The 19131-nt window shown below is 60.8% G+C and carries 24 protein-coding genes; 1 reads left to right on the top strand and 23 read right to left on the bottom strand.

Translation table 11 applies throughout. The features are described from left to right. Window positions 1-14 precede the first annotated feature (14 nt). Both ACRCYW_RS09375 and ACRCYW_RS09370 read right to left on the bottom strand, forming a co-directional pair. Entirely contained in the window at window positions 15-1241 is a 1227-nt protein-coding gene (locus ACRCYW_RS09375) for an MFS transporter (RefSeq protein WP_438549851.1), read from the bottom strand. Beyond that, window positions 1234-1734, bottom strand: a complete 501-nt coding sequence (locus ACRCYW_RS09370; RefSeq protein WP_438549850.1) for a nucleoside deaminase — start codon at window positions 1732-1734, stop codon at window positions 1234-1236. The genes ACRCYW_RS09375 and ACRCYW_RS09370 overlap by 8 nt, the downstream gene beginning before the upstream one ends. Before the next feature lie 126 nt (window positions 1735-1860). On the opposite strand from ACRCYW_RS09370, the gene ACRCYW_RS09365 reads away from it, so the two are divergent. Then, window positions 1861-2700, top strand: a complete 840-nt coding sequence (locus ACRCYW_RS09365; protein ID WP_438550480.1) for a LysR family transcriptional regulator — start codon at window positions 1861-1863, stop codon at window positions 2698-2700. 25 nt (window positions 2701-2725) lie between these two features. Here ACRCYW_RS09365 and ACRCYW_RS09360 read toward each other — a convergent pair whose 3' ends face one another. The 21 genes from ACRCYW_RS09360 to ACRCYW_RS09260 all read right to left on the bottom strand — a co-directional run bounded on the left by ACRCYW_RS09360 (window position 2726) and on the right by ACRCYW_RS09260 (window position 19131). Further along, complete coding sequence (locus ACRCYW_RS09360) at window positions 2726-3193, bottom strand: GyrI-like domain-containing protein (RefSeq protein WP_438549849.1); 468 nt, start codon at window positions 3191-3193, stop codon at window positions 2726-2728. An 84-nt stretch (window positions 3194-3277) separates the two neighbouring features. Continuing rightward, window positions 3278-3457, bottom strand: a complete 180-nt coding sequence (rsmS, locus tag ACRCYW_RS09355; protein ID WP_438549848.1) for a pleiotropic regulatory protein RsmS — start codon at window positions 3455-3457, stop codon at window positions 3278-3280. Window positions 3458-3527: 70 nt separating this feature from the next. Then, window positions 3528-3998 carry an acyl-CoA thioesterase gene (locus tag ACRCYW_RS09350; protein WP_438549847.1) on the bottom strand — a complete coding sequence of 157 codons (471 nt, stop codon included), beginning with the start codon at window positions 3996-3998 and terminating at the stop codon, window positions 3528-3530. Window positions 3999-4018: 20 nt separating this feature from the next. Next, the gene (locus tag ACRCYW_RS09345; RefSeq protein ID WP_438549846.1) at window positions 4019-4321 is read right to left on the bottom strand and encodes a hypothetical protein; all 303 of its coding nucleotides are present in this window, start codon (window positions 4319-4321) and stop codon (window positions 4019-4021) included. Window positions 4322-4500: 179 nt separating this feature from the next. After that, window positions 4501-6813: an SGNH/GDSL hydrolase family protein gene (locus ACRCYW_RS09340; RefSeq protein WP_438549845.1), complete on the bottom strand. Its 2313-nt coding sequence runs from the start codon at window positions 6811-6813 to the stop codon at window positions 4501-4503. Between the two features lie 2 nt (window positions 6814-6815). After that, the gene (locus ACRCYW_RS09335; protein WP_438549844.1) at window positions 6816-7397 is read right to left on the bottom strand and encodes a YmfQ family protein; all 582 of its coding nucleotides are present in this window, start codon (window positions 7395-7397) and stop codon (window positions 6816-6818) included. Beyond that, on the bottom strand, window positions 7382-8449 hold the full coding sequence (locus tag ACRCYW_RS09330) for a baseplate J/gp47 family protein (protein ID WP_438549843.1): 1068 nt from the start codon (window positions 8447-8449) through the stop codon (window positions 7382-7384). Before ACRCYW_RS09330 ends, ACRCYW_RS09335 begins: the two co-directional genes overlap by 16 nt. Beyond that, window positions 8439-8891 (bottom strand): phage GP46 family protein, encoded by a 453-nt coding sequence (locus ACRCYW_RS09325; protein ID WP_438549842.1) that lies wholly within the window; start codon window positions 8889-8891, stop codon window positions 8439-8441. Before ACRCYW_RS09325 ends, ACRCYW_RS09330 begins: the two co-directional genes overlap by 11 nt. Window positions 8892-8897: 6 nt before the next feature. After that, window positions 8898-9455 (bottom strand): phage baseplate assembly protein V, encoded by a 558-nt coding sequence (locus ACRCYW_RS09320; RefSeq protein WP_438549841.1) that lies wholly within the window; start codon window positions 9453-9455, stop codon window positions 8898-8900. Beyond that, complete coding sequence (locus tag ACRCYW_RS09315; protein ID WP_438549840.1) at window positions 9446-10528, bottom strand: phage baseplate assembly protein; 1083 nt, start codon at window positions 10526-10528, stop codon at window positions 9446-9448. Before ACRCYW_RS09315 ends, ACRCYW_RS09320 begins: the two co-directional genes overlap by 10 nt. Further along, complete coding sequence (locus tag ACRCYW_RS09310; RefSeq protein ID WP_438549839.1) at window positions 10521-11915, bottom strand: DNA circularization protein; 1395 nt, start codon at window positions 11913-11915, stop codon at window positions 10521-10523. Before ACRCYW_RS09310 ends, ACRCYW_RS09315 begins: the two co-directional genes overlap by 8 nt. A gap of 25 nt (window positions 11916-11940) precedes the next feature. Further along, the gene (locus tag ACRCYW_RS09305; protein WP_438549838.1) at window positions 11941-13698 is read right to left on the bottom strand and encodes a hypothetical protein; all 1758 of its coding nucleotides are present in this window, start codon (window positions 13696-13698) and stop codon (window positions 11941-11943) included. Between the two features lie 138 nt (window positions 13699-13836). After that, complete coding sequence (locus ACRCYW_RS09300; RefSeq protein WP_438549837.1) at window positions 13837-14208, bottom strand: phage tail assembly protein; 372 nt, start codon at window positions 14206-14208, stop codon at window positions 13837-13839. 2 nt (window positions 14209-14210) lie between these two features. Continuing rightward, entirely contained in the window at window positions 14211-14567 is a 357-nt protein-coding gene (locus ACRCYW_RS09295) for a phage tail tube protein (RefSeq protein WP_438549836.1), read from the bottom strand. 10 nt (window positions 14568-14577) lie between these two features. Beyond that, on the bottom strand, window positions 14578-16068 hold the full coding sequence (locus ACRCYW_RS09290) for a phage tail sheath subtilisin-like domain-containing protein (RefSeq protein WP_438549835.1): 1491 nt from the start codon (window positions 16066-16068) through the stop codon (window positions 14578-14580). A gap of 2 nt (window positions 16069-16070) precedes the next feature. Next, the gene (locus tag ACRCYW_RS09285; protein WP_438549834.1) at window positions 16071-16250 is read right to left on the bottom strand and encodes a DUF2635 domain-containing protein; all 180 of its coding nucleotides are present in this window, start codon (window positions 16248-16250) and stop codon (window positions 16071-16073) included. 8 nt (window positions 16251-16258) lie between these two features. Further along, window positions 16259-16876, bottom strand: a complete 618-nt coding sequence (locus ACRCYW_RS09280) for a hypothetical protein (RefSeq protein WP_438549833.1) — start codon at window positions 16874-16876, stop codon at window positions 16259-16261. Then, window positions 16873-17430: a phage virion morphogenesis protein gene (locus tag ACRCYW_RS09275; protein WP_438549832.1), complete on the bottom strand. Its 558-nt coding sequence runs from the start codon at window positions 17428-17430 to the stop codon at window positions 16873-16875. The genes ACRCYW_RS09280 and ACRCYW_RS09275 overlap by 4 nt, the downstream gene beginning before the upstream one ends. Beyond that, the gene (locus ACRCYW_RS09270) at window positions 17430-17864 is read right to left on the bottom strand and encodes a gp436 family protein (RefSeq protein WP_438549831.1); all 435 of its coding nucleotides are present in this window, start codon (window positions 17862-17864) and stop codon (window positions 17430-17432) included. The genes ACRCYW_RS09275 and ACRCYW_RS09270 overlap by 1 nt, the downstream gene beginning before the upstream one ends. Window positions 17865-17946: 82 nt before the next feature. Further along, complete coding sequence (locus tag ACRCYW_RS09265) at window positions 17947-18594, bottom strand: hypothetical protein (RefSeq protein WP_438549830.1); 648 nt, start codon at window positions 18592-18594, stop codon at window positions 17947-17949. Between the two features lie 24 nt (window positions 18595-18618). Further along, window positions 18619-19131 carry a tail needle knob protein gene (locus ACRCYW_RS09260; RefSeq protein WP_438549829.1) on the bottom strand — a complete coding sequence of 171 codons (513 nt, stop codon included), beginning with the start codon at window positions 19129-19131 and terminating at the stop codon, window positions 18619-18621.

Genomic DNA, 19131 nt, shown 5'->3' with positions numbered 1-19131 from the left:
TCAATACACCGGCCCTAGGCCGGTGTATTGCTTTGGGTGGGCAAGGATATGGCCGTCTTGCCAGTCACGGACAGGCGCATGGCGCTCGGGTAGTGCAAGGGGTTGAGCCGCAGCACCAGCAGGCTCATCAGCACCAATCCGCCCAGTTGCCACTGCCAGGCGCTGGCAAAGTCGCCGCTCAGGTGATGCAGGCGTGCCGCCACCCAGGGGCCGGTGGCCGCCACCATGAAGCCAAACCCCTGCATCAGGGCGCTCAGGCTGCCGGCCCGACGTGGATCCGGCAGGTGATCGAGCGCGATGACCATGATGAGGGAGAAGCTGCCGCCAAGCCCTGCGCCGCACAGCAGGCACCAGAGGATGGGGGCGGCTTGCGGGGCCAGCCAGAGGCCGCCAAAGCCCAGCACCTGCAGCGCGATGGCGAGCCCCATCCAGGGGCGCCTGTCCAGCTTGCGGGCCGCCAGCAGCGGCAGCCCCAGGCCGCTCAGGGTCTGGGCCAGGGCCAGCCAGGCCACCAGCTCTCCCCCCGCCTGGGCGCTCCAGCCCTGGGCCATGTACGAGGGTGCCAGCCAGGCCACGACGATGCCGTAGCCGCTGTTGATGATGCCAAAGCAGGCGATCAGCAGCCAGCTGCGGGGCAGGGCGACGAGGCGCTGCTCCGTCTGTGACTGAGGGTTCGGCGCCGGGCGTGGCAGCCGTACCCGCCAGGCGAGCCAAGCCAGGGCCAGCAGCACCGGCAGGCTCCAGAGCGCCAGCACCCGCGACCAGTCGATGACGGCGGCGAGGCGCGGGCTCAGGATGGCGCCCAGCGCCCCGCCCCCCATCATGCAGGCGGAGAAGATCCCCATCACCAGTGGCACCCGTTGGGCGAAGACCCCCTTGATAAGGCCGGGCAGCACCCCCTGTACCAGGGCCGAGCCCAGGCCGCAGAGGGCGGCGCTGGCAATCAGCAGGACGCCGCTCGCGAGATCGAAGCGCAGGGCGCTGCCGAGTGCGAGCAGCAGCAAGGCCGCCCCGAGCAGGGCTCCGGCACTGCTGCGGCGAAGCAGAGCCGGGGTGCAGAGCACGCCGACGCCGATAAGCAGCAGGGGCAGCAGGGTGACCCAGGCGAGCTGATCCATGCCCATGGCGAGGCGGGCATCTATGCGCCCCGCGAGGGGGCCTATGGCGGTGAGGAAGGGGCGCAGGTTGATACCGATCAGCACCACCAGCACCAGCAGGGCCCGGTTGCCGCCCTTACTCATGCTGGTTGCCGTAGAGGGCAGAGGCCGGGATGGGGCTCTTCAGCTTGATGAGGGGCAGGGGCGGCGGGGATAGCGGCAGTCGCAGCCTGTCGTAGCTGGCGCTGCTGTCAAAACCGAAGGGGGCCGCGTCGGCATTATCGAAGGCGTAGTAGACGGCGCTGATGCCGTTCATCACCAGGGCGCACAGGCACATGGGGCAGGGGTGGCCGCTGGCGTAGACCACGGCATCCTTGAGCGGCCCCTGCTGGCTCGCCTCCCGCAGCGCCTCCATCTCGGCATGACGGGTGGGATCCCCCGCCTCCAGCATGCGGTTCACCGCGCTCGCCACCAGCTTGCCCTCTTTCACCAGCAGGGCGGCGAAGGGGCGCCCCCCTTGTTGGCGATGGGTCAGGGCCAGGTGCAGCGCCTGCTCCAGCCACTCCTGATGGCTGGGGCCGGTGAGGGCGGTGAGGGAGTTGACGAGGCTGGTACCGGATTGGGGGTGGGGCGACATGGGGTCATCCTGGGCAGAGAAGGGGATGGAGGGAGCCTAGCGGGTCGCCAATTCATTTTGAAATTAAATGATAGAATGACTATCAGTGATTTTATAAATGGATATTGAGGCCAAATGGAGAGACCCATTCTGGATCCCCAGCTGCTGCGCAGCTTTGTCGCCATCGTCGAGAGTGGCAGTTTCACCCGGGCTGGTGAGCGGGTGCACCTGACCCAGTCGACCATCAGCCAGCAGATGCGGCGCCTCGAAGAGCAGCTCGGCTGCCCCCTGCTCGACCGCAGCGGCCGCACCGTGGTGACCACGGTGGCCGGGGAGAAGCTGCTCGGGCTGGCGCGGCGCATTCTGGCGCTGCTGGAGGAGGCCCGGGACAGGATAAGCGAGGCGAGTCTGCCCCTGCGCCTCGGGGTGCCGGAGGATTTCGCCGCCGGTGCAATGGCCCCCGTACTGGCGGCCTTCGCTCGGGATTACCCCGCCGTGCGACTGGAGGTGCGCAGCGGCCTCAGTCACGAGATCTGGCGGGACTTCGAGGCCGGCGAGCTGGATCTCGCCCTGGTCAAGCAGGCGCGGGGACAGGGGGATCCCGTCGCCCGCTGGCGCGAGCCGCTGGCCTGGGTCGACAGCCGCGACTGGCCCGCCCGCGAGCGGGATCCCGTGCCTCTGGTGGTGTTCCCGAGCGAGGGGCTCTACCGGCGGCAGATGACGGAGGCGCTGGATGAGCGGGGGCTGCGCTGGCGCATCGCCTACGTCAGCGCCAGCCTCGCCAGCCTGCAGGGGGCGGTGAGCGCCGGCATAGGGGTCAGTCTGTTGCCGAGTCGACTCATGTTGGGGGATCAGGTCGAGCTGACAGATTGGCCCCCCATGGGGGCGGTGGAGCTGGCCCTGCACCTTGGGGGCGAGAGGGAGGCCCTTCACAGCCTGAGCCAGGCCCTCATAGCCCTGTGCGATGAAGTGATGGGGCCGCGCTGATCAAGTTTGGAGCGTGTGTGGTGGTTCAGGCGATGGCCTGTTTGGGCAAGACTGCGAGCCAGACTTCCACTTCGCCGTTGCCGCTTTCGGCGTCAAACTCGGGGCCGTAGCGCTCGAAATCCGGCTTGTGGGCGGATTCGTAATCGGATTGCACGAGCCAGTCCAGCGCCCCCTGCCAGGTCCGGGGCAGGGTGGATACGTGGCCCTGATGCAGGAAGACGGCGTAAGTCTGGGGAGTGATGCGCATCCGGCCCAGGGTGGGGGGCAGGACTTCCTGGGCGCTCACTTCCACCGCACACATATATTCGCAGCCCTGCTCGTCGGCGCCGCAGATGACGCCGTAGGCGTGCTCACCAAGCTGGCCAGGCAGGGGCGCGAGCGCACCGAAGTCCCGCCACTGGCCGCCGAAATCTCCCTGCGAGAACAGGTGGTGACGACGCAGGCCCCCCAGCAACATGGGCCGACCCTGCTCGAATCTGATGGGTGCTGTCATGACGTCTCCTCTCTGCCGCTTGGATAAATGAGATCTGCCAGTGTTCGGCCACCAGCGCGGCCTGCTCAGCCTTGCACTTTCCCTTCAGTCGGGGTCAGTGCCATCTGCTTGGGTGTGCGCCGCCTGCTGGATTTTGCGCTCATAGTCTCTTTGCACTATGGCGAGCGCCGCCAAGGCCAGGGCCGGGTCTATCTCGTTGGTTTCCAGCAGCTCGATAAGATCCACCGCGAGTTTGATCTCGGGGGGGGCGTTTTCCAGTGACATCTCTTCTCCACGTCTCGTCTGATCCTGGCGGCCAGTATACAGGGCCGCGCCCGGGTTGAGGGGCGCGACCTCACAGATGTTGACGCATCTCCTTGTCTATCTCCTCGCGCAAAGCCATGAGCTTCAGGGCGTACTGCTGCAACTGCAGATCCCCCTCGCTCACCGGCTGCCACTGGGGCACCTTGCCCGGTTTGCCGTGCTCGTCCATGGCGACGAAGATGATGATGCAGTGGGTGGTCTTGTGGCGATCCCGACTGGTCGGGTGGCGGCTGTAGACATCCACCGCCAGGTGCATGCTGGTGGTGCCCGTGTGGATCACCTGGGCGTGCACCTCCACCAACTGGCCTATCTGGATGGGGCGCAGGAAGCGGATGCCCCCCACGTAGACGGTGACGGCATAACCACCGCACCAGCCAGCGGCGCAGGCGTAGCCCGCCTGATCGATCCACTTCATCACCATGCCGCCGTGCACCTTGCCGCCGAAGTTGACGTCGGCGGGCTCGGCCAGGAACTGCAGGGTCAGCTCGCGGGGTGGGGTCATGCTCTCTCCTTGTCTTCGGCTCATTGCCGGTTGCTCTTGCGGTAAGCCTCGGCCTGCTGGCAGGGGGCCAGGGGCGACACATAGGGGCGCTCGTTGCCGGTGCGCTGGCCGACGCTGGCGTATTGCTGCTGACATCGGCTCGCCTTGCCCCCCGCCCTGACGCAGGCATCGATGAGTTGCTGCTTGTCCTGCACCGTCTGCTGTTGGCGGGCGTTGATACAGGCTCTGTCCAGTCCGGCCTTATGGGTCTGTTTGTCCGGATTGGCGGCGAGCAGGCCGCCGCAGAGGGTGCAACCGAGCAGCAGTATGACCATCTTTATCATGATTTGTCTCCTTGCGGGGGGCGCCCCGCTATGACCAGGGCTATCCCCCCGAGTATGCCGAGGGACGACAGCAACAGCCGCTGTAGCCGCGCTGGTGAATTGATCAATAGAGGCTGGTGAATTGATCAGCAGGGGGAGTGATCAATTCACCAGTAATTGCGGGAGGGGTTGGGGGCAGATTAGAAGTTTATGGTGCCATTATCAGTGGGAATTTCTACACGATAGCCATGTATCCGAACACGAGATGGCGCGGATGTTGTATTAGCCAGACCGATACTGCCACCACGACAATTTGCAACAGGTATAGAGTGGGAAGCCAGGGATGAATCCTCTATCTGAACCAATCCACCTGATAGTGTTTGCACAAAATGAACAGAAAAGACGCCTGAAAAATCACCAGAAACAGACTGAATGACAGTCATTACAATGCCACTTGTAACAGAGCAGACATGTACTTCAGTGGCACTTACCTTAAGGACTGCGTAGGCAGTACCGGCATAAATATCAAACCAACCAAGCAGTGCCACACCGGAAGGGATCTGCTCACAAAGCACTGTAACAAGCCAATCAGCGCCAAGGCTTGGAAGCCTTACATCTTGCTGAGACAAGCGTTCTAGCTCAGTAGACTGACGACACAGTCTGGCAGTAGATGCAGGGATGTTGATTGCAAACGGCCCGACAGAAAGATCTGTGTAACGAGAGCAAGAAAACTCCATGATTGGGGCATAAACGTTTATGACGTTATGATAAACAACATCAATAATGTTCATTCCCATAGGGAGCTTTTTGACCACGGTTGATAAATATGAAGGTATGTCATTACCAGTCGATGCAAGTGGCTCAGAAGAGACTGAAGATTCATCATATGAACCACGCATAATATTAATGATGGAGGTCTTCGATGCGCCGGATGGCCACAATGGGGTTTTAGGCTCGATAAGCCTTAAATCAAGTTCTTCATTGCACCATAAAAAGTGCCTGATAGTGACATCCAGCCCGGAAGATCCTGGGTTGGTTTGATAGATAGGCCAACCAAGTTCAGGGAGAAGCCAAGGGTCAGAAACAGTTACACCAAATGGGGTTAATTGATCATTTGGAGCGGTCCACGCCTGAACGCGACCAGCTTGAGCAGCAACGAATCTAGAACCATCTGAAACGACAGAAAACCGATCGTTCATCAATTCAAATGCAACTGCGCCTGCAAGAATTTTATGGCCATCAGTCGATGGGTGTACTGGGTCAAAACCACCGCCAATAGCAGGAACCTTCTGCCAAGAACTGGTGTAACTGCCTTCTGAGGCGTTACTGTAATCCTCCAAATATTTGGCTGCATTGATAAAATCCACTGTTGGTTTCACAGAAGATATGTGCTTGAAAGTAGCTTCATAAAAACTTGAAGCAAGTGAGTGCCAATGAGTCATAGCGACAAAGCATACAGCCTTGCAACCATAACCAGCAGCCTTAGCAACCAAAGCATCACACTGATCCAAAAAAACATCCTGTTGAGATGGGGTTCTGAATGCCTCTACATCATTTGTCCCCATGCTAATAAACAGAACATCTGGAGCCTTCTTTCCATAGGCTTGATTTTGGAAAAAACCAAAATCAAAATTACGATATGCCCATCCTGTAGCAAGAGACTTACCACTGGATGCAGCATTGCAAGGGGTAAACATAGCTCGCGGATGTTCAAGATTATGACCTGCCAAGCCGATCATATTGTTGATAAGCAATGAAAACCAGGATTTGCTTCCAGTAGCCTCACTTGCTCCATGCGTATAGTTACTTGAAGAAAGGTCTCCATTAGCATCAGTAGGATTTGGCGATGTAAACGCCCCAGCCCATGCTCCGTCACTGATGCTGTCTCCAATGCAACCGACCCTTAAAGCGGCCATAGTTCCCAAAGCAACATTTGCACGAGAAAGCATCTGTTTTGCAGTCAAGGTAGGACCTTGATTTACTGCAGAGATGCTCAATGCGTGTTCGTTACCCCATTGATCAGTAGTGATTACAGTTCCGAAACCAACAAACTTTCTAACATCGTCATCAGGATTAAGATTACAACGAACAACAACATCACGTGGAACGAAGACCTTACCAACGTGATTGAAAATCGCATTTCTATTATTAGCATCAAGATCAGACACAATGTGTCTTACATCTACACCACCATGAATATCATCAAGCACATGCTGAACATTATCACCACCATGAGTACCAACCCTTGATGCACCAGCGCTAACTCCGAACCAGTTGGTTTGCAGAGCATAGATAGACTGAGTTAGTTGGCTATCATCGCTTTTACTTGGATCTATACCGGCCTCTGCCAGTACATTTAAAAGCTCATTTGTTACCTGATTAAACCAGTCTGCTCCAGGTATGGTTGGTGCTTGACCAAGCCCACCCTCAGTGAAATATTGACGAATCAAAGAAGCCACAGGACGACGGGCAGGTTCATCAGGCACACCACTTCCACGATCAGGCCAATACATAGCTACACCTCATAGTTAAAGTCATAGTAAAAACCGGCCAATTTCAGGCGGTTAAGAACACACTCAAGAATCAGTGATGCCTGACCCCGCAACGGAGTAAGCACATCATCGAGAACGGTAAAAAGGTCTTCTGGGATGCCAATGACATCGACGCGAAGAACAAAACGGGTGGAGTCCGGATAAATTGGGTAGGTAACATCGCGCAGCACGTTATGCGGCCACTGCTCATACACCTTGACTTCATACCCAAGCGCTGCGGCAATAAACTCGATTTGCCATGTAGCAAGGCCGCCTTTGCGGTGATACTTCTCCACCACGGCGGCGCGACGTTGTTCGAATGTCTGATAGGTAATGTTGCACTCAGGCAGGCCAAGATAGACCTCCCACTCAGGCAATAGCTGCACCGTGGTTTCAGGGCGCATTTCAAGCAGCAACTGCTCGCCACTCAGCTCAAGCTCTGCCAATCGCTTGGCAAAGCCGAGCGCATACTTTGGCAAGAACGCCTCAGGATCGCGCGGCCAAGCGCGGCCGCGTGGCATCTGCTTGAGGAGGGTATCTCCCCACTCTTCTACAGAGTGGGCCATGTGATCACCCCGATAACGTTCAGTTCTTCCGCAGTCGCCGGCACGTCGGCGGCCAGATCCAGGGTGTAATCATCAACACCTGCAGCCGAGCCGATGGCCGTTCTCACACCACTTACCAGCAAGGTCTCCCCGGGCTGTAGCGTGCGCTCATAGCCATTCAGGTTGGCCTCGATAGCGGCACGGATATCGACGTTGTCAGGGGTTGGCGTGATGGCCAGATTGGTCGTCTTGAGCACTGGGCCGACCGGAATTGGTTCGATGCCGCCCGGGCGGCCGACATCGACGCCAGTCGCCGGGTCGGGGTGACGGAACAGGTAATCCAACATTTCTGCTTGGTCGGTTGGGGTCGGCACGATATCGACTCGGTCATCATAAACCCAGCCGATCCCGACGGTGCCTCCGCCCTGCCAGGCGTCATAGGCCCAAGCACGAGTCACCCCTGGGACTTCTCTCATCCAGGCCACGTAGTCGGTCACGGTGCCGCCCATGGGCGGGTTGCGCTTGCGGAACAACAGCCGTTCCAAAAGCTGATCGATAGGCTCGATATCGGCACCACCGATGATATCGCCGCTGGTGCCATTGGATTGCAGGCCAGAAACCGGCGTGACCAGGGTTAGCTGTTCGCCAGCGGCCAGGTTGCCAGCAGCTCCCACCAGGGTGGCCTGCATCTGTACGGCCACGGTGCCACCACTGGGAAGACTGCTTCCGGTAACCGCGTACTGGCGGCCATCCTTGTGCTGCAGTACGGTGCCGACTGGCGCAGGCACGGTGCCACTAAGCGTGGCCGGGCCGGAGGCATAGGTTGCCTGCTTACGGATCACCCCTTCGAACTGGGCCATCTCGATGATGGTTTGGTCTTCCGATTCGGTGGTGGGGATGATCTGGCGCACGATCCACATCTGGTGATCGTAAACATCGCGGATGGCCGCCGAAACGGCACTGTTGATGGCCTGCTCGATGCCGAACTTGGGCAGCACGGTATCCAGGCTGGATTCGAGATCCAGCAGGCCGCTGGCGATGAGCTGGCGCAGAGTGGGGACGCTATACGGCATTGGCCTGCGCCTCCCAGCGTTGCTTGATGTTCATGGTCATGGTGCTCTCGTCGGGGCGGATGATGGCGATATCGAGCTGCAGCATCTGGAGCTGAGGAATGGCGCCGGCGACGACGATCTGCTTGGCGTAATCGGGCTTTAAATGGCGGTCGAGGGCCGTTTGTGCGTAGGTCACGGCCTTGTTGCGCACATCGGTGGTGAGTTTGGAACGTGCCAATAGCCAGAGCTTGCTGCCCCAGGGCTCGTCGACGAAGGTGTCGCCTGGCCAGCCACGGCGATCGCCGCTGGCATCGGGTAGTTCGTCCGACTCGTCGGCGCGGGCATCGGTGAAGAGCACTTGCAGCACCAGGGTCTGCAGCCCGTCATCCTGACGCAAACCGGCCGAGGTGATCTCGATATCCCCTCGGCCGGTTTCGTTGTTCCAGATGATGGCTGTGGTCATCGCCCCTCACACAGGGGGAGATGTTTGGCCTCCACCCGATTCGTTGTGCTTGTGGCCCTTGAGCGATGTGGTGCCGGTCTTCACATCGGTATCGGATGTGATCTCACCGGTGACATGCAGCGGGCCCTGAATTTCGGTATCAGGGGACATGATGGTGAGTTTCTCGGAGGCATTGATAATGACGGTTTTCGCTTCGACTTCGAGCAGGCCGTCCTTGCGTAGGATGATGCGGTGACCCTCCAGATGGTATAGGCAGTTGTCACCCGCCTCCAAGTCTTTCGGCCGTACCGTCTTGTCTTCCACTGCGATGGCGACCATCCCGGCACGAGCGCCACCGACGCCCAGCACGATGGCCTCAGACCCTGCGGGCGGCACGCTGGAATGGCCGTAGTTCTGGAAACGCTCCACGTCATCGGCGCCTTCATCTGCCAGCACCTTGAGCTGCAGGTTCTGGCGCTGCAGGGCATCGTTTACCAGGGTGACGATGGCGCGATCGGCAATCAGGCGGACCCGGCGCTTGATGGGCTCCACAATTTTCATCACATCGCGGATAGTTATTGCCATGTCGTCACCTCTTTGGTCTGTTTCTTGGCGACCTCGGCCGGGATCAACATGGCCTCCCTGGGCATCAGATTGATGATGGCCTCACGGCCGTTCTTGTCGTCCTCCATCAGGCTGACGGTGACGATGAGCCAGCGATCATCCAGCCCCTGGATCTCGTCCTTGATGGGGCACATGCGGTTGATGCGCCAGAGTGCACCACTGTCGCCCTGCAGCCCCTGAATGCGCCAGCCGGCCACGGTGATCTCGGTCTGAGTGCCTTCGCCGATGCTGCGCTGCTTCTGCCACTGGCCACGCTTGCTGGCGCCGGCCACAGTGGTGACGTCCTCGGCGATAATGATGCGGGGGCGATAGCGGGTGACGGCTGGATCGGTGACGGTGGCCTTCTGGCCGCCGAGGGTAGATGGCGCCGTAGCGTCCCAGGTCGAGCCGCCGCCGTAGCTGGAGCCCTTCACGATCCACTCAGAGGCCCGATCCCGCATGCTGAAGTTGCCCCGGGCGGCCAGGATGTTCTCACCCAGGATGAAGCTGGCACCCATGTCCTGATCGCTGGCCTGCGTCAGCACAAGCTGGCCCTTCTCGTTGGTGGTCAGCAGCACGGCCCGCTGCTTGGCCAAGCGGTCGAGCAGCTCGAAGCAGCTCTCACCCTGCTCGATGGTGACACGGGGGAAGGCATCCCCCAGATCGCACTCCACCACCACCTCTATCTTGAACGGGGTGCAGATGTCCCTGGCTACTCGATCCAGCGCTGCGTTCTGCCACTGGCCGCTCTTGTAGATGGCCGAGCAGTCCACTAGGTCGCTGGTCTTGCTGCGCCCGCTCACTACCCACTCCACCTCGCGGGCGTCGTAGCTGGGGATGAAATCGTCGATATAGCCGGTCAGTACCAGGTCACTGCCGATGGAGACGGTGCAGGCACTCAGCGGCTTGATGGCCATGGCCTTGGCATCGTCCCACTTACGGGTCAGGCGGAGCTCAAAGTCGCCGGCGATATCGCGCAGGCTGCGGGTGATCCGCACCTTCTGCCAACCACTATAGAGCTGGCCATCGACGCGCAGGGTAATGGGTTCAGCCATCGATCACCTCCACCTTGGTAGTGGGCGTGATGAAGGCCGGATCACGCAGGTTGTTGCTGCTGACCAGCCGATCACGGTACTCGGTGTTGCCGTACTCCTGCCAGGCGAGCAGCGCAGAGGGAGTCGTGGTGGCCAGCACCAGAGCGCGACGACGCGGCAACTGCGCAGCACGCTCGCGGCTGTCGTTCAGCACGGCCAGGCGCAAGTCACGCAGGGAGCGCCACACAGTGCTCTCATCCGCTTCGACCGCCGCCATGGCCAACTCAGCCAGCCGGGCGGCCAGCTTGTTGGCAATCGCCTCCAGATCATCTGCAGTGAGCAGCAGGTTGCGGTCAGCACCCACCACACCATCCATCACCACCGGGCGGCTCAGCGGGTTGTTGACCTGGTCACCGGTCAGCGACTTGCCGATGGTGACGGCGCCGGCGGGATCGGCGGTGAAGGCGCGATCCGTGCCAAGGTTGGTACTGGCCAGAGCACTGGCGGAAGATGCGGCGGTGGCCCGGTCAATCAGCCGGGTGAAGGCCTCACCATTGGCCAAGGCTGCGCTCTGCTCGGTCGGGGTATCGATGGTGGGCACCGATGATGCGGTACCGGTGGTGACGTCGCTGATGATGCCGCTCGGCAGCCCGCCGGTGATCGCCAACTCGGCGCGCATCCCTTCCCAGCGCCGGCTCACCTGGTCATAGACAGAGAGCGCCCGGATCGGGTCTGTCACCACGCCCTTTACGTCTTCGACGATGCCGGTGATCTCGCGGGCCAGTTCACCAGGATAAGCCAGCAACGAGCCGACACTGTCCTTAGTACGCAGCAGGCGATCGGTCCATTCGCGGAACTGGTCAGGCAGGGTCGGCAGCCCTCTAGTGAGTTCGTCCAGGTCATCCAGGAAGGTGTCAACCATGGGACCCATGTTGTCGATGCCGGTGAGGAACTGATCGACAAAGGATTGCTCGGTCGCCGCTTGGGCCACGCCGGCGGCATTGCCCATGGTCGCCGCCGTATCGACGGCCGCGCTCGGGAACAAACGGGAGCCAGCCTCCCACACCGTGAAGGTGACATAGGCCACCCCGTCTTCTTCGTTGTCGAGACGGTGGCTGACTTCACCGACCTGGACGGTGCGCACGCCCCACCAGGGGTGGATCATCTCGCAGGTGCCTGGCTGGTTCAGCGCATCGAGCAGAGTGCGCAGTTCTTCCAGGTAATTGCGGCCGACCACCTTGCCGGTGATCTGCTCGTTGGTCAGCACGGCACCGTTGTCTTCGGTCCAGCCGTTCTCGCGCTTGGGGTATTCGCGGGGGATTGCACGACGGCCGCCCTTGCCATCGACCGTGTTTAGCAGGAATTCGACACCCCGAATCGAGGCGGTTAAACGGTCTATAAAGCTCATTCATCCCTCCGTTAAAGGAACGCCATTAAGGCATCAGTGAGGGGCCGGTATCGATGTTCACCTTGAGACCGGGGGCGGTGTCGCGGGTGCGCACGGTGACGCGATCATCGCTGACCTTGATATCGAGAGAGGCGGCCAAGTTGTCAGGGCGAGGAGAGGCCTGTACACCTTCACGGCTCAGCATATTGAAGGCTGAATTACCCAGATCACCCAGGGTGGTGTTCTTGGCCCATTGTCCGAAGGCGGTGTCACCGATGGCCAAGTCGGCAGCATAATCAACAGCGGGATAGAGCAGCGAGCCGGCCAGCACACTGGCAAAGCCAGACTTGATCTTGCTGCCCTTGCCGCCTTTGCCCGGCTCGGTACCAGGAACATCCCCTGGACCCATGCCGCCCCCCATCCCACCACCGGGCATGTTCACTACATAGACAGGGGTTGCCCCTAGATCCGCCATGGCGCCGCCCATACCACCGGCACCGCCTCCCTTGCTGGGCTTGGCTGCATCCCAGATGCCCTTGGTCCATTTGACGGCATCGACCCCCTTCTTAACGGCCACCAGGCCGCCCACTACCAGGGCGATATTCTTGCCGGTCTCCAGCCAGTTCTGCACCGCATCCGGTTCCAGGCTGTTGATGGCCTCGGCCAGTTCGGCGATCGGGCCAGCCAGCTGCTGGTTGGCAAACTGGTTCCAGCTATTGCTGATCAGCTGCAGGCTGCCGGCGAAATCGTTGGCGGCAATGGATGCATCGTTCAGGGTGGTAGTGCCGTCGCCAGCTACATTCATAAACTGGTCAAACAATGTGACATCCCCAGTCTGAACGAATTCGGTAATGACTGGCTTGAGGGCCCGCTTGGCCTCATCTGTCAGGTTCAGAGCGGCAAGATTGGTGGAGAGCCCCTTCGACTTGGTGACGATCTCCTCGATCAGCACCGGCAGGGAACGCATCACCTCCTTGCCCTGCTTGAGTTGCTCAGGGTCAAATACATTGATACCACCCAAATCCCGCAGCTTCTTGACGGTCTCTGGCCGGGTGATATCGCGGATGAGGGACTCGAAAGCGGTAACAGCCTCAGCATCAGATCCGATACCACCACGGATGATTTGCAAGGCAGCACCCAGCTCGGTGACGGCACTCGCGCCTTGGCGGCCGGTAGCAGCATAGGCAGCGAAGATCTTGGGCCCCTCTTTGGCCATGCTGGCCAGGGTGAACGCTCCGCTCTTGCCCTGCAGGTTGAGGGTATCGATGGCGCGCATGGCCGCTTCACTGGAGTCGATGGCGAGCTTCTTGAACTCGGTGAAGATGCCGCCGACTTCCAAGCCGCCGGCACCGGTGGCTTGGATCACGGCGGCGATATTGGGCAGGTTGCTGATGGCGTAATCGAGATCGCCGGTCTTGGTCAGGATTTCCTCCACCGCAGCCGTCGCCTCGGTGGGGTCGATGCGGATGCCCTTGAGATTGGATACCCGCTGGATCTCGTCATAGAGCTCGGCCGACTTCTCGCGGCTGATATCGGCGGCGATGGCGATGCGGGAGATCCGCCGGTCGAGTTGAGAGTAACCCCGTACCGCCGCGCCGCCCGCCAAGGTTGCCCCCAGGGCGACGTAACGACTACCCACCGAATCGATGCCACGACCAGCAGCCTCGATAGACATTCTGGTCAGGTTCATGGCGCGCTGATTATTGGCCGCGAATTGGCTCATGCTCTGGCTATATTGCCGCGACTTGGTCGCCAGATTGCCGGCCAAGTTGATGACAATATCGGTGACGAGTTGCTTGGCCATGTTATTTCCTATTTCTTTCTCGGCGTGATGGCTTGCTTTAATTGGTCAAAGCGGCGCAGCAAGTGGCGTATTGGTAAATATTTCAGCTCGGTTGAGGGGATATATTTGCTCATCGCCAACATGACCCCCATGACCGGTTCAACCAGCTGATTTAGATCGCCCCCGCTCAGCCAGCGCCTCGGCCAGCGCCATATCCAACTCCTGGGCTTTGGCTTGCAGCAGGCCGAAATCATCCACATGCAACTTCTTGATCATATTGATCGTGAGCGGGCCTTTTATCTGCCCGATATATTCCACCTGGCGGCAGAGCAGGTTCAGGCCATAGAGCACATCGCTGGTATAGGCAACGGCCTTGCCGTTCTGTACCACCACCTTTTCTGCGGCAAGCTGAGCATCGATCAGATCGGCGGCGGTCAGCTCTCGCAGGCCGACTTCACGATAGAGGAGGGTTTCCCCCTCCTCAGCCGTACCCTTGAGACCATGTTCTAGCTCGAAGGTCATTGAGGCCATCGTCAGATCCTCACCACACGATCACCGATAAAGGTGGCGGCGATGTCGCCACTCTCTTCCCGCAGGGTGGCCGGCTCGCCAACGGCAGCACCGGTCATCATGTAGCTGACCCCGTTATCCCCATCCCACACCATGGCGGCGTTCTCGATGGCGTTGATCAACATCACATCCACATCTTCATCAGCGGCGATGACGACCTCGATGCTGGGGGCGGCAAAGCGCCGGCTGACGCCCCGCACTCGACCACCACCTGTATGCTGGGTGCGGGTAAAGCCGCCGGGATTGAGCACGGCGCCGGTCTTGGTTTTCAGTTCTTGGCCATTGGCACGGATGATGACCTCACCCAGGACTTGTCCCATGGGGCGCTCCTTACAGTTTGAATTGGATCAGGGCCGCGAACACACGCAGCTGGTTGACGACGTCCGGGTGGCACACGCAGTTGAGGCGGTTGCGATCGGCGGTGTCGCGGTAGACCTCCAGGGTCTCCTTGAACTGGTCGTAGTTCTCCATCAGACCGGCAGATACCCAGTCCAGCGCTACTTCCAGCAAGGCCTCGCGCATGATCTTGGGCGTGACCACCGGCTGCGCAGGGTCGATTTGGCCGAGCACGTTGTCATCGGCCAGCTTGTGGCGCGGGAAGCGGTTGGTGACCATCACCTTCACGTCGTAACGCAGCTTGCCCAGGGTGGCCGGGGTGGTGATGTCCAGGTAACTCGGGTCCGGGTCGCCATAGGCGTTCTCCTGGTACATGGAGATCTCGCGTTCGATGGCCACCACGTCGCCGGGCTGGATCTGACAGGTGGCGATGCCGGACTTGAGCAGGTTGTTGCGTTCAGTCCAGCCGAAGCGATCGGCCTTGGCCGGCGGCAAGATACCTGGAAGCACCAGGGTCTGCAGCGGCCGTGCCGGATCGATGGCCAGGTAGTAGGACGCGATGCCGGCATAGCTGGCCGCGAACTCCCAGGTGGGGCTGGGGGATTTGCTGGTGCCCAGGCAAGAGATCAGGAAATCGTTGCGCAGCTCGCCGAAGGTGATGGTCTCGCCGTAGGTGCCCCGGAACGCGGCATAGGCGATACCCTCGATCATCTTGAGCGGCCCCCAACGTTCGAGCAGCTCGTCACGCAGGGTGTTGAGGCTGTTGGTGTCGGTGAACGGCATCATCAGATGGTTGAACCATTCATCCGGCATCGCTGCGATGACCGTGCTCATGTCGGGGGAACCAGAGCCGCCGGTCATGGCCACGGTGGTGATGGTGATGCCAGGCGGCAGCTGCTCGCCCGCGTAGTAGTTGAAGCGCAGGTCAATATCGTTGCCGGTCAGCCCCTTCCACTTGGCGGTGATGTTGACCTTGGCGGTATCGGTACCGTCCACGGCAGCGGTCACCGGCAAGTTCTTGGCGGCGGTGATAGCCGCGACCACGTTGGTGGCCACGGTGGCAGCCGTGGCGGCAGCAGCCACCCCCACCTGCAGCGGCTGGCCAGCGATCAACAGGTAGAGGGTGCCGGCCTGGGTCGCAGGGCCGGCAAAGGTATAGGAACCCACGGCGGCCGCGCCGGCGGTGAGATCCCCCACCGGCAAGGCGAAGGTGCGGGTGTAGCCGTTGGCCTTGCGGTAGCGCTTGGCGGCCAGCGCCATCATGGAGCCGACGCCGAACAGGCTGTCGATGGCCGACTCGCTGACCGGCACCTCGACCACGTTGAGCGGGGTGGCGGTACCGGCATCGGCACCAGCGTTGATCATCTGACCGAACAGCATCACCTGCTGGTCCTGGGCGATGTTGCCGCTCAGGGCCTGGCTGTTGTCGATCTCGATATAGACGAGCGGCACGCGCACGTCATTGGGGATGGATCCGAGGGCCATGGTCACTTCTCCGTCTTCTTGTTGGTGGCCTTGGCGGCCGGTTTCACTTCAGTCACATCGCCATCGGCGAGGCGTCGCAACCAGAAGCTGTTGCGCGATACGGTTTCACCGGCCTCGGCCAGCTTGCTGCCATCGGGCTTTCTCACGGTCAGCCCGGGTTTGGGTTTCAGGGTCAGCTCCACGTTCTCTCCTAGGGGGTTGGGCCAGGCAGGTTGATATCCGCTTCGCAGACCGGGGCGCCATCGCCCTGCTTGGCCTGCCAGTTGAAGCGCAGGAAGTCGTCCAGGGCGGCCTTGTCGATGGGGTCATCCAACGGCCAATCCTGGCGCCAGGTGACAGCCCAGATGGCCACGCCTTTCTTGTCGGTCTTGATGGCGTAGAGGTTCTGCATCGAGACCGCTTCGGGTGCCTTGGCGGCGCCCGTTCCCGTCCAGTTACCTTTGAGCATCAGCGCCTTGGCCAGGCGGCCGGCGATCACCTCGGCGCGCTGGTCTTTGGCGTAGGCCCACATGTCGGCGCAGAACACAAAGGCGGCCAGCTCGATGGTGCCAATCAGGGTGCTACCCTGGTTCTCCATCTTCGTCACTCGCTGGGCGGCGATACGGATCCCGCCATCCTTGGGGCCCATCCAGCGGCTAATCTCTTCTGCCGTATCGAACTGGCCGATATGGCGCTCGACGACTTGCACCCGATCAACCACGCGATCGGCGCCGGGGCCGGTCGCTTCCAGGTAGGGCTTGAGGTACTGCACCACGGCCTCGCAGGCCGAGACGGTACTGCCGATGGTGCCAAAATCCGGGCGACTCATAGGCCTGCCTCCTTCATCACGTCTTGCCAGAAGTCGCCGATCACGGCGAGCAACTCGGTCTGGTTGTCACTGGAAAGCCCCAGGTAGGGGCGCGCCGGCATCTCCATCTGGCGGGTGAAGCCCCCCACCGACGAATAGACCGGGAACTTGAGCGCCTTGCCGAATGCCTGAGTGATGCGGCGGATATGGGCCGGCACCTGCACCTGGCCACTGAATCCGTCCTGGTGCACCCCGGCATAGGCCAGCGCCGACCCGACCCGCACATTGTTGCGCTGCACCTGGTACTCGATGCTGTCGAGCAGGGCTCCTTCGCCCTGCAGCAGCGACTGATTGCCGTGGCGGGTCTTCTGATAGGCCGCTGACCAGGGCGTCCAGGCGCTGCCATCCGGCGCGGTTTTCTCATCGCTGATGCGGCGGCGGGTCTGGCTCTCCACCACGGCACCGATGCTTTCCAGCAGCTCGGCCTTGTGGTCACTGCGCCCCAGGGTATCGAGCAGGCGCTGATAGTCAGCAAGCTCTGGCCCCTGGGTGTGGACCTCGACCGAGACAGCCATCAGAGCACCCCTTTCAGGCTGTCGCGGGTGAAGAGGCGCTCGTTCTCCTGCACCAGTTCGACCTTGCCGACCGCACCCTCGGGTGGTTGTTCGGGAGTGGGCAGCCCCAGATCCAGCTTGCCGGAGGCGATCTCTTTCAGCTTCGTGATGGCGCGGTCATAGCGGTCCTGCAGCAGGTCGGTGACCTGGTTGTCCCGATCCCCGAGCCAGTAGAAGGCGATAACCACGGCCTGACGCTTGAGCAGGTCAGGCACTTCCGGCAGCGGCAGCACATAGCGACGCGACAGGTAGCCGTTGATCTCGTCGTCAGCCGTGCCCAACGCCTCATCGATCCAGGTGTCGTTGAGAGTGTCGGTGGAGCGATCGAGGGCGAGGTTGTAGAGCATGCTCCCGTCCCGCGTCTCCAGATCCTGCTTCGTCGCATAGATGGCCATGAGATTTCCCTTGGTTATCAGGCATGCCTGGCAAACGGCGTTGTCTTTCAAAAACGGTTAGATTTGATACTCAAACCCAGCCTTATATCACTTCACTGCCTGGCACCACGGTGAGCCAGGATTCCTGGTGAACGCGCTTGGCCTCTTCCAGGGTCAGATAGCAGCACACCACACTGCAGTCGTGATCTGCCGGCACGTCGGCCTTGTCGTTCACCACGAACACCCGGGTCGGGCTGGAGTGCAGGAACTGCACACCACAGCGCCAGAAGCCCGCCGGCGACTTGGCCTTGACGTCAAACTGACCGATCAACCAGTCAGGCTGGTGTTCCTCGACACCCAGGATCAAGCTGGCGGCGGAGGCATCGAACTCCTCCAGGGTGAGGCTGGTTACGTCCGCACCTGCAGGCAACTGCTCGGCGGTGAGCAAGTCGGAGTTCAGGTTCGCCCCGGGTTCGCTCGATGCGCCGATGGCATTGGCGCTTCCCTGGTCACTGGTTTGCCCTTCGGCTGCCAGGGTGGAAGCCACTGCGGCGTTGGCTTCTGCAGCCAGCCGTGCTTCTTCGGCGGATTTCGCCTCCGCTTCCAGACGATCGGCTTCAGCCTCAGGGTCTACCAATACGACACCATCGTTCTTCGGTTCGGATTGCGCTTGTACCAGGTCGGCACCTGCGCCCACTGCAGCAGCTGCCAGCTGCTCGCTTTTGCCGTCGGGCTTCTTCTTGCCTGCCATCTTCAATGCTCCTTTAAACGGGGGTTACACCGCCGAAATGACGGTCTCGGTGGTGATCTGCTCGGCGATGATCTGGACGGCGGTCACCGTGAAGGGGGCCCCGTTGCTGCGGATCACCGGCTTGGTGCCGTTGGTGGCGATGTTGCCGTTCTTGTCGATGCTGAAGAACGTGGCCATGGTGATGTCGTCCACCGTCACCGCGACATCCCGGCTAGCCACCAGTCGGTTGCCGTTGGTACCCACGAAGTCGAGCTGCATCGAGCGGTTATTGCCGCCGGTCCAACTGCCACGCAGGTTCAGCTTGAAAAACACGCTGGCGTTGTCGTTGTAGACGTTCAGCTTGTTGCTGGTCGTGTTGAAGAATGGGGCCAGGGTGCCGCTGGTTGGTGCCACCAGTGCATTGAGCCACGCCACCAGATCGATATCGGTGTTGGCCGCCAGCGAGGCGCCGGTCAACGTTGCCCAAAACACCTCGCTTTTCTTGCGAGCCGGCAGGGGCATGACCGGCCCCGGAATGAAGTTGTCACCGAACGGCAT

The sequence above is a fragment of the Aeromonas sp. genome (genome assembly GCF_051657805.1).
In the GTDB taxonomy this organism is placed as follows: Bacteria; Pseudomonadota; Gammaproteobacteria; order Enterobacterales; family Aeromonadaceae; genus Aeromonas.
Note: the sequence above shows the minus strand (reverse complement) of the source record. Positions and strands in the feature narration are given on the sequence as shown.

What these genes read in the sequence shown, in the direction of transcription:
- ACRCYW_RS09375 (WP_438549851.1), bottom strand. Translation starts at nt 1,241, where the DNA reads ATGAGTAAGGGCGGCAACCGGGCCCTGCTGGTGCTGGTGGTGCTGATC.
- ACRCYW_RS09370 (WP_438549850.1), bottom strand. Translation starts at nt 1,734, where the DNA reads ATGTCGCCCCACCCCCAATCCGGTACCAGCCTCGTCAACTCCCTCACC.
- ACRCYW_RS09360 (WP_438549849.1), bottom strand. Translation starts at nt 3,193, where the DNA reads ATGACAGCACCCATCAGATTCGAGCAGGGTCGGCCCATGTTGCTGGGG.
- rsmS (WP_438549848.1), bottom strand. Translation starts at nt 3,457, where the DNA reads ATGTCACTGGAAAACGCCCCCCCCGAGATCAAACTCGCGGTGGATCTT.
- ACRCYW_RS09350 (WP_438549847.1), bottom strand. Translation starts at nt 3,998, where the DNA reads ATGACCCCACCCCGCGAGCTGACCCTGCAGTTCCTGGCCGAGCCCGCC.
- ACRCYW_RS09345 (WP_438549846.1), bottom strand. Translation starts at nt 4,321, where the DNA reads ATGATAAAGATGGTCATACTGCTGCTCGGTTGCACCCTCTGCGGCGGC.
- ACRCYW_RS09340 (WP_438549845.1), bottom strand. Translation starts at nt 6,813, where the DNA reads ATGTATTGGCCTGATCGTGGAAGTGGTGTGCCTGATGAACCTGCCCGT.
- ACRCYW_RS09335 (WP_438549844.1), bottom strand. Translation starts at nt 7,397, where the DNA reads ATGGCCCACTCTGTAGAAGAGTGGGGAGATACCCTCCTCAAGCAGATG.
- ACRCYW_RS09330 (WP_438549843.1), bottom strand. Translation starts at nt 8,449, where the DNA reads ATGCCGTATAGCGTCCCCACTCTGCGCCAGCTCATCGCCAGCGGCCTG.
- ACRCYW_RS09325 (WP_438549842.1), bottom strand. Translation starts at nt 8,891, where the DNA reads ATGACCACAGCCATCATCTGGAACAACGAAACCGGCCGAGGGGATATC.
- ACRCYW_RS09320 (WP_438549841.1), bottom strand. Translation starts at nt 9,455, where the DNA reads ATGGCAATAACTATCCGCGATGTGATGAAAATTGTGGAGCCCATCAAG.
- ACRCYW_RS09315 (WP_438549840.1), bottom strand. Translation starts at nt 10,528, where the DNA reads ATGGCTGAACCCATTACCCTGCGCGTCGATGGCCAGCTCTATAGTGGT.
- ACRCYW_RS09310 (WP_438549839.1), bottom strand. Translation starts at nt 11,915, where the DNA reads ATGAGCTTTATAGACCGTTTAACCGCCTCGATTCGGGGTGTCGAATTC.
- ACRCYW_RS09305 (WP_438549838.1), bottom strand. Translation starts at nt 13,698, where the DNA reads ATGGCCAAGCAACTCGTCACCGATATTGTCATCAACTTGGCCGGCAAT.
- ACRCYW_RS09300 (WP_438549837.1), bottom strand. Translation starts at nt 14,208, where the DNA reads ATGGCCTCAATGACCTTCGAGCTAGAACATGGTCTCAAGGGTACGGCT.
- ACRCYW_RS09295 (WP_438549836.1), bottom strand. Translation starts at nt 14,567, where the DNA reads ATGGGACAAGTCCTGGGTGAGGTCATCATCCGTGCCAATGGCCAAGAA.
- ACRCYW_RS09290 (WP_438549835.1), bottom strand. Translation starts at nt 16,068, where the DNA reads ATGGCCCTCGGATCCATCCCCAATGACGTGCGCGTGCCGCTCGTCTAT.
- ACRCYW_RS09280 (WP_438549833.1), bottom strand. Translation starts at nt 16,876, where the DNA reads ATGAGTCGCCCGGATTTTGGCACCATCGGCAGTACCGTCTCGGCCTGC.
- ACRCYW_RS09275 (WP_438549832.1), bottom strand. Translation starts at nt 17,430, where the DNA reads ATGGCTGTCTCGGTCGAGGTCCACACCCAGGGGCCAGAGCTTGCTGAC.
- ACRCYW_RS09270 (WP_438549831.1), bottom strand. Translation starts at nt 17,864, where the DNA reads ATGGCCATCTATGCGACGAAGCAGGATCTGGAGACGCGGGACGGGAGC.
- ACRCYW_RS09265 (WP_438549830.1), bottom strand. Translation starts at nt 18,594, where the DNA reads ATGGCAGGCAAGAAGAAGCCCGACGGCAAAAGCGAGCAGCTGGCAGCT.
- ACRCYW_RS09260 (WP_438549829.1), bottom strand. Translation starts at nt 19,131, where the DNA reads ATGCCGTTCGGTGACAACTTCATTCCGGGGCCGGTCATGCCCCTGCCG.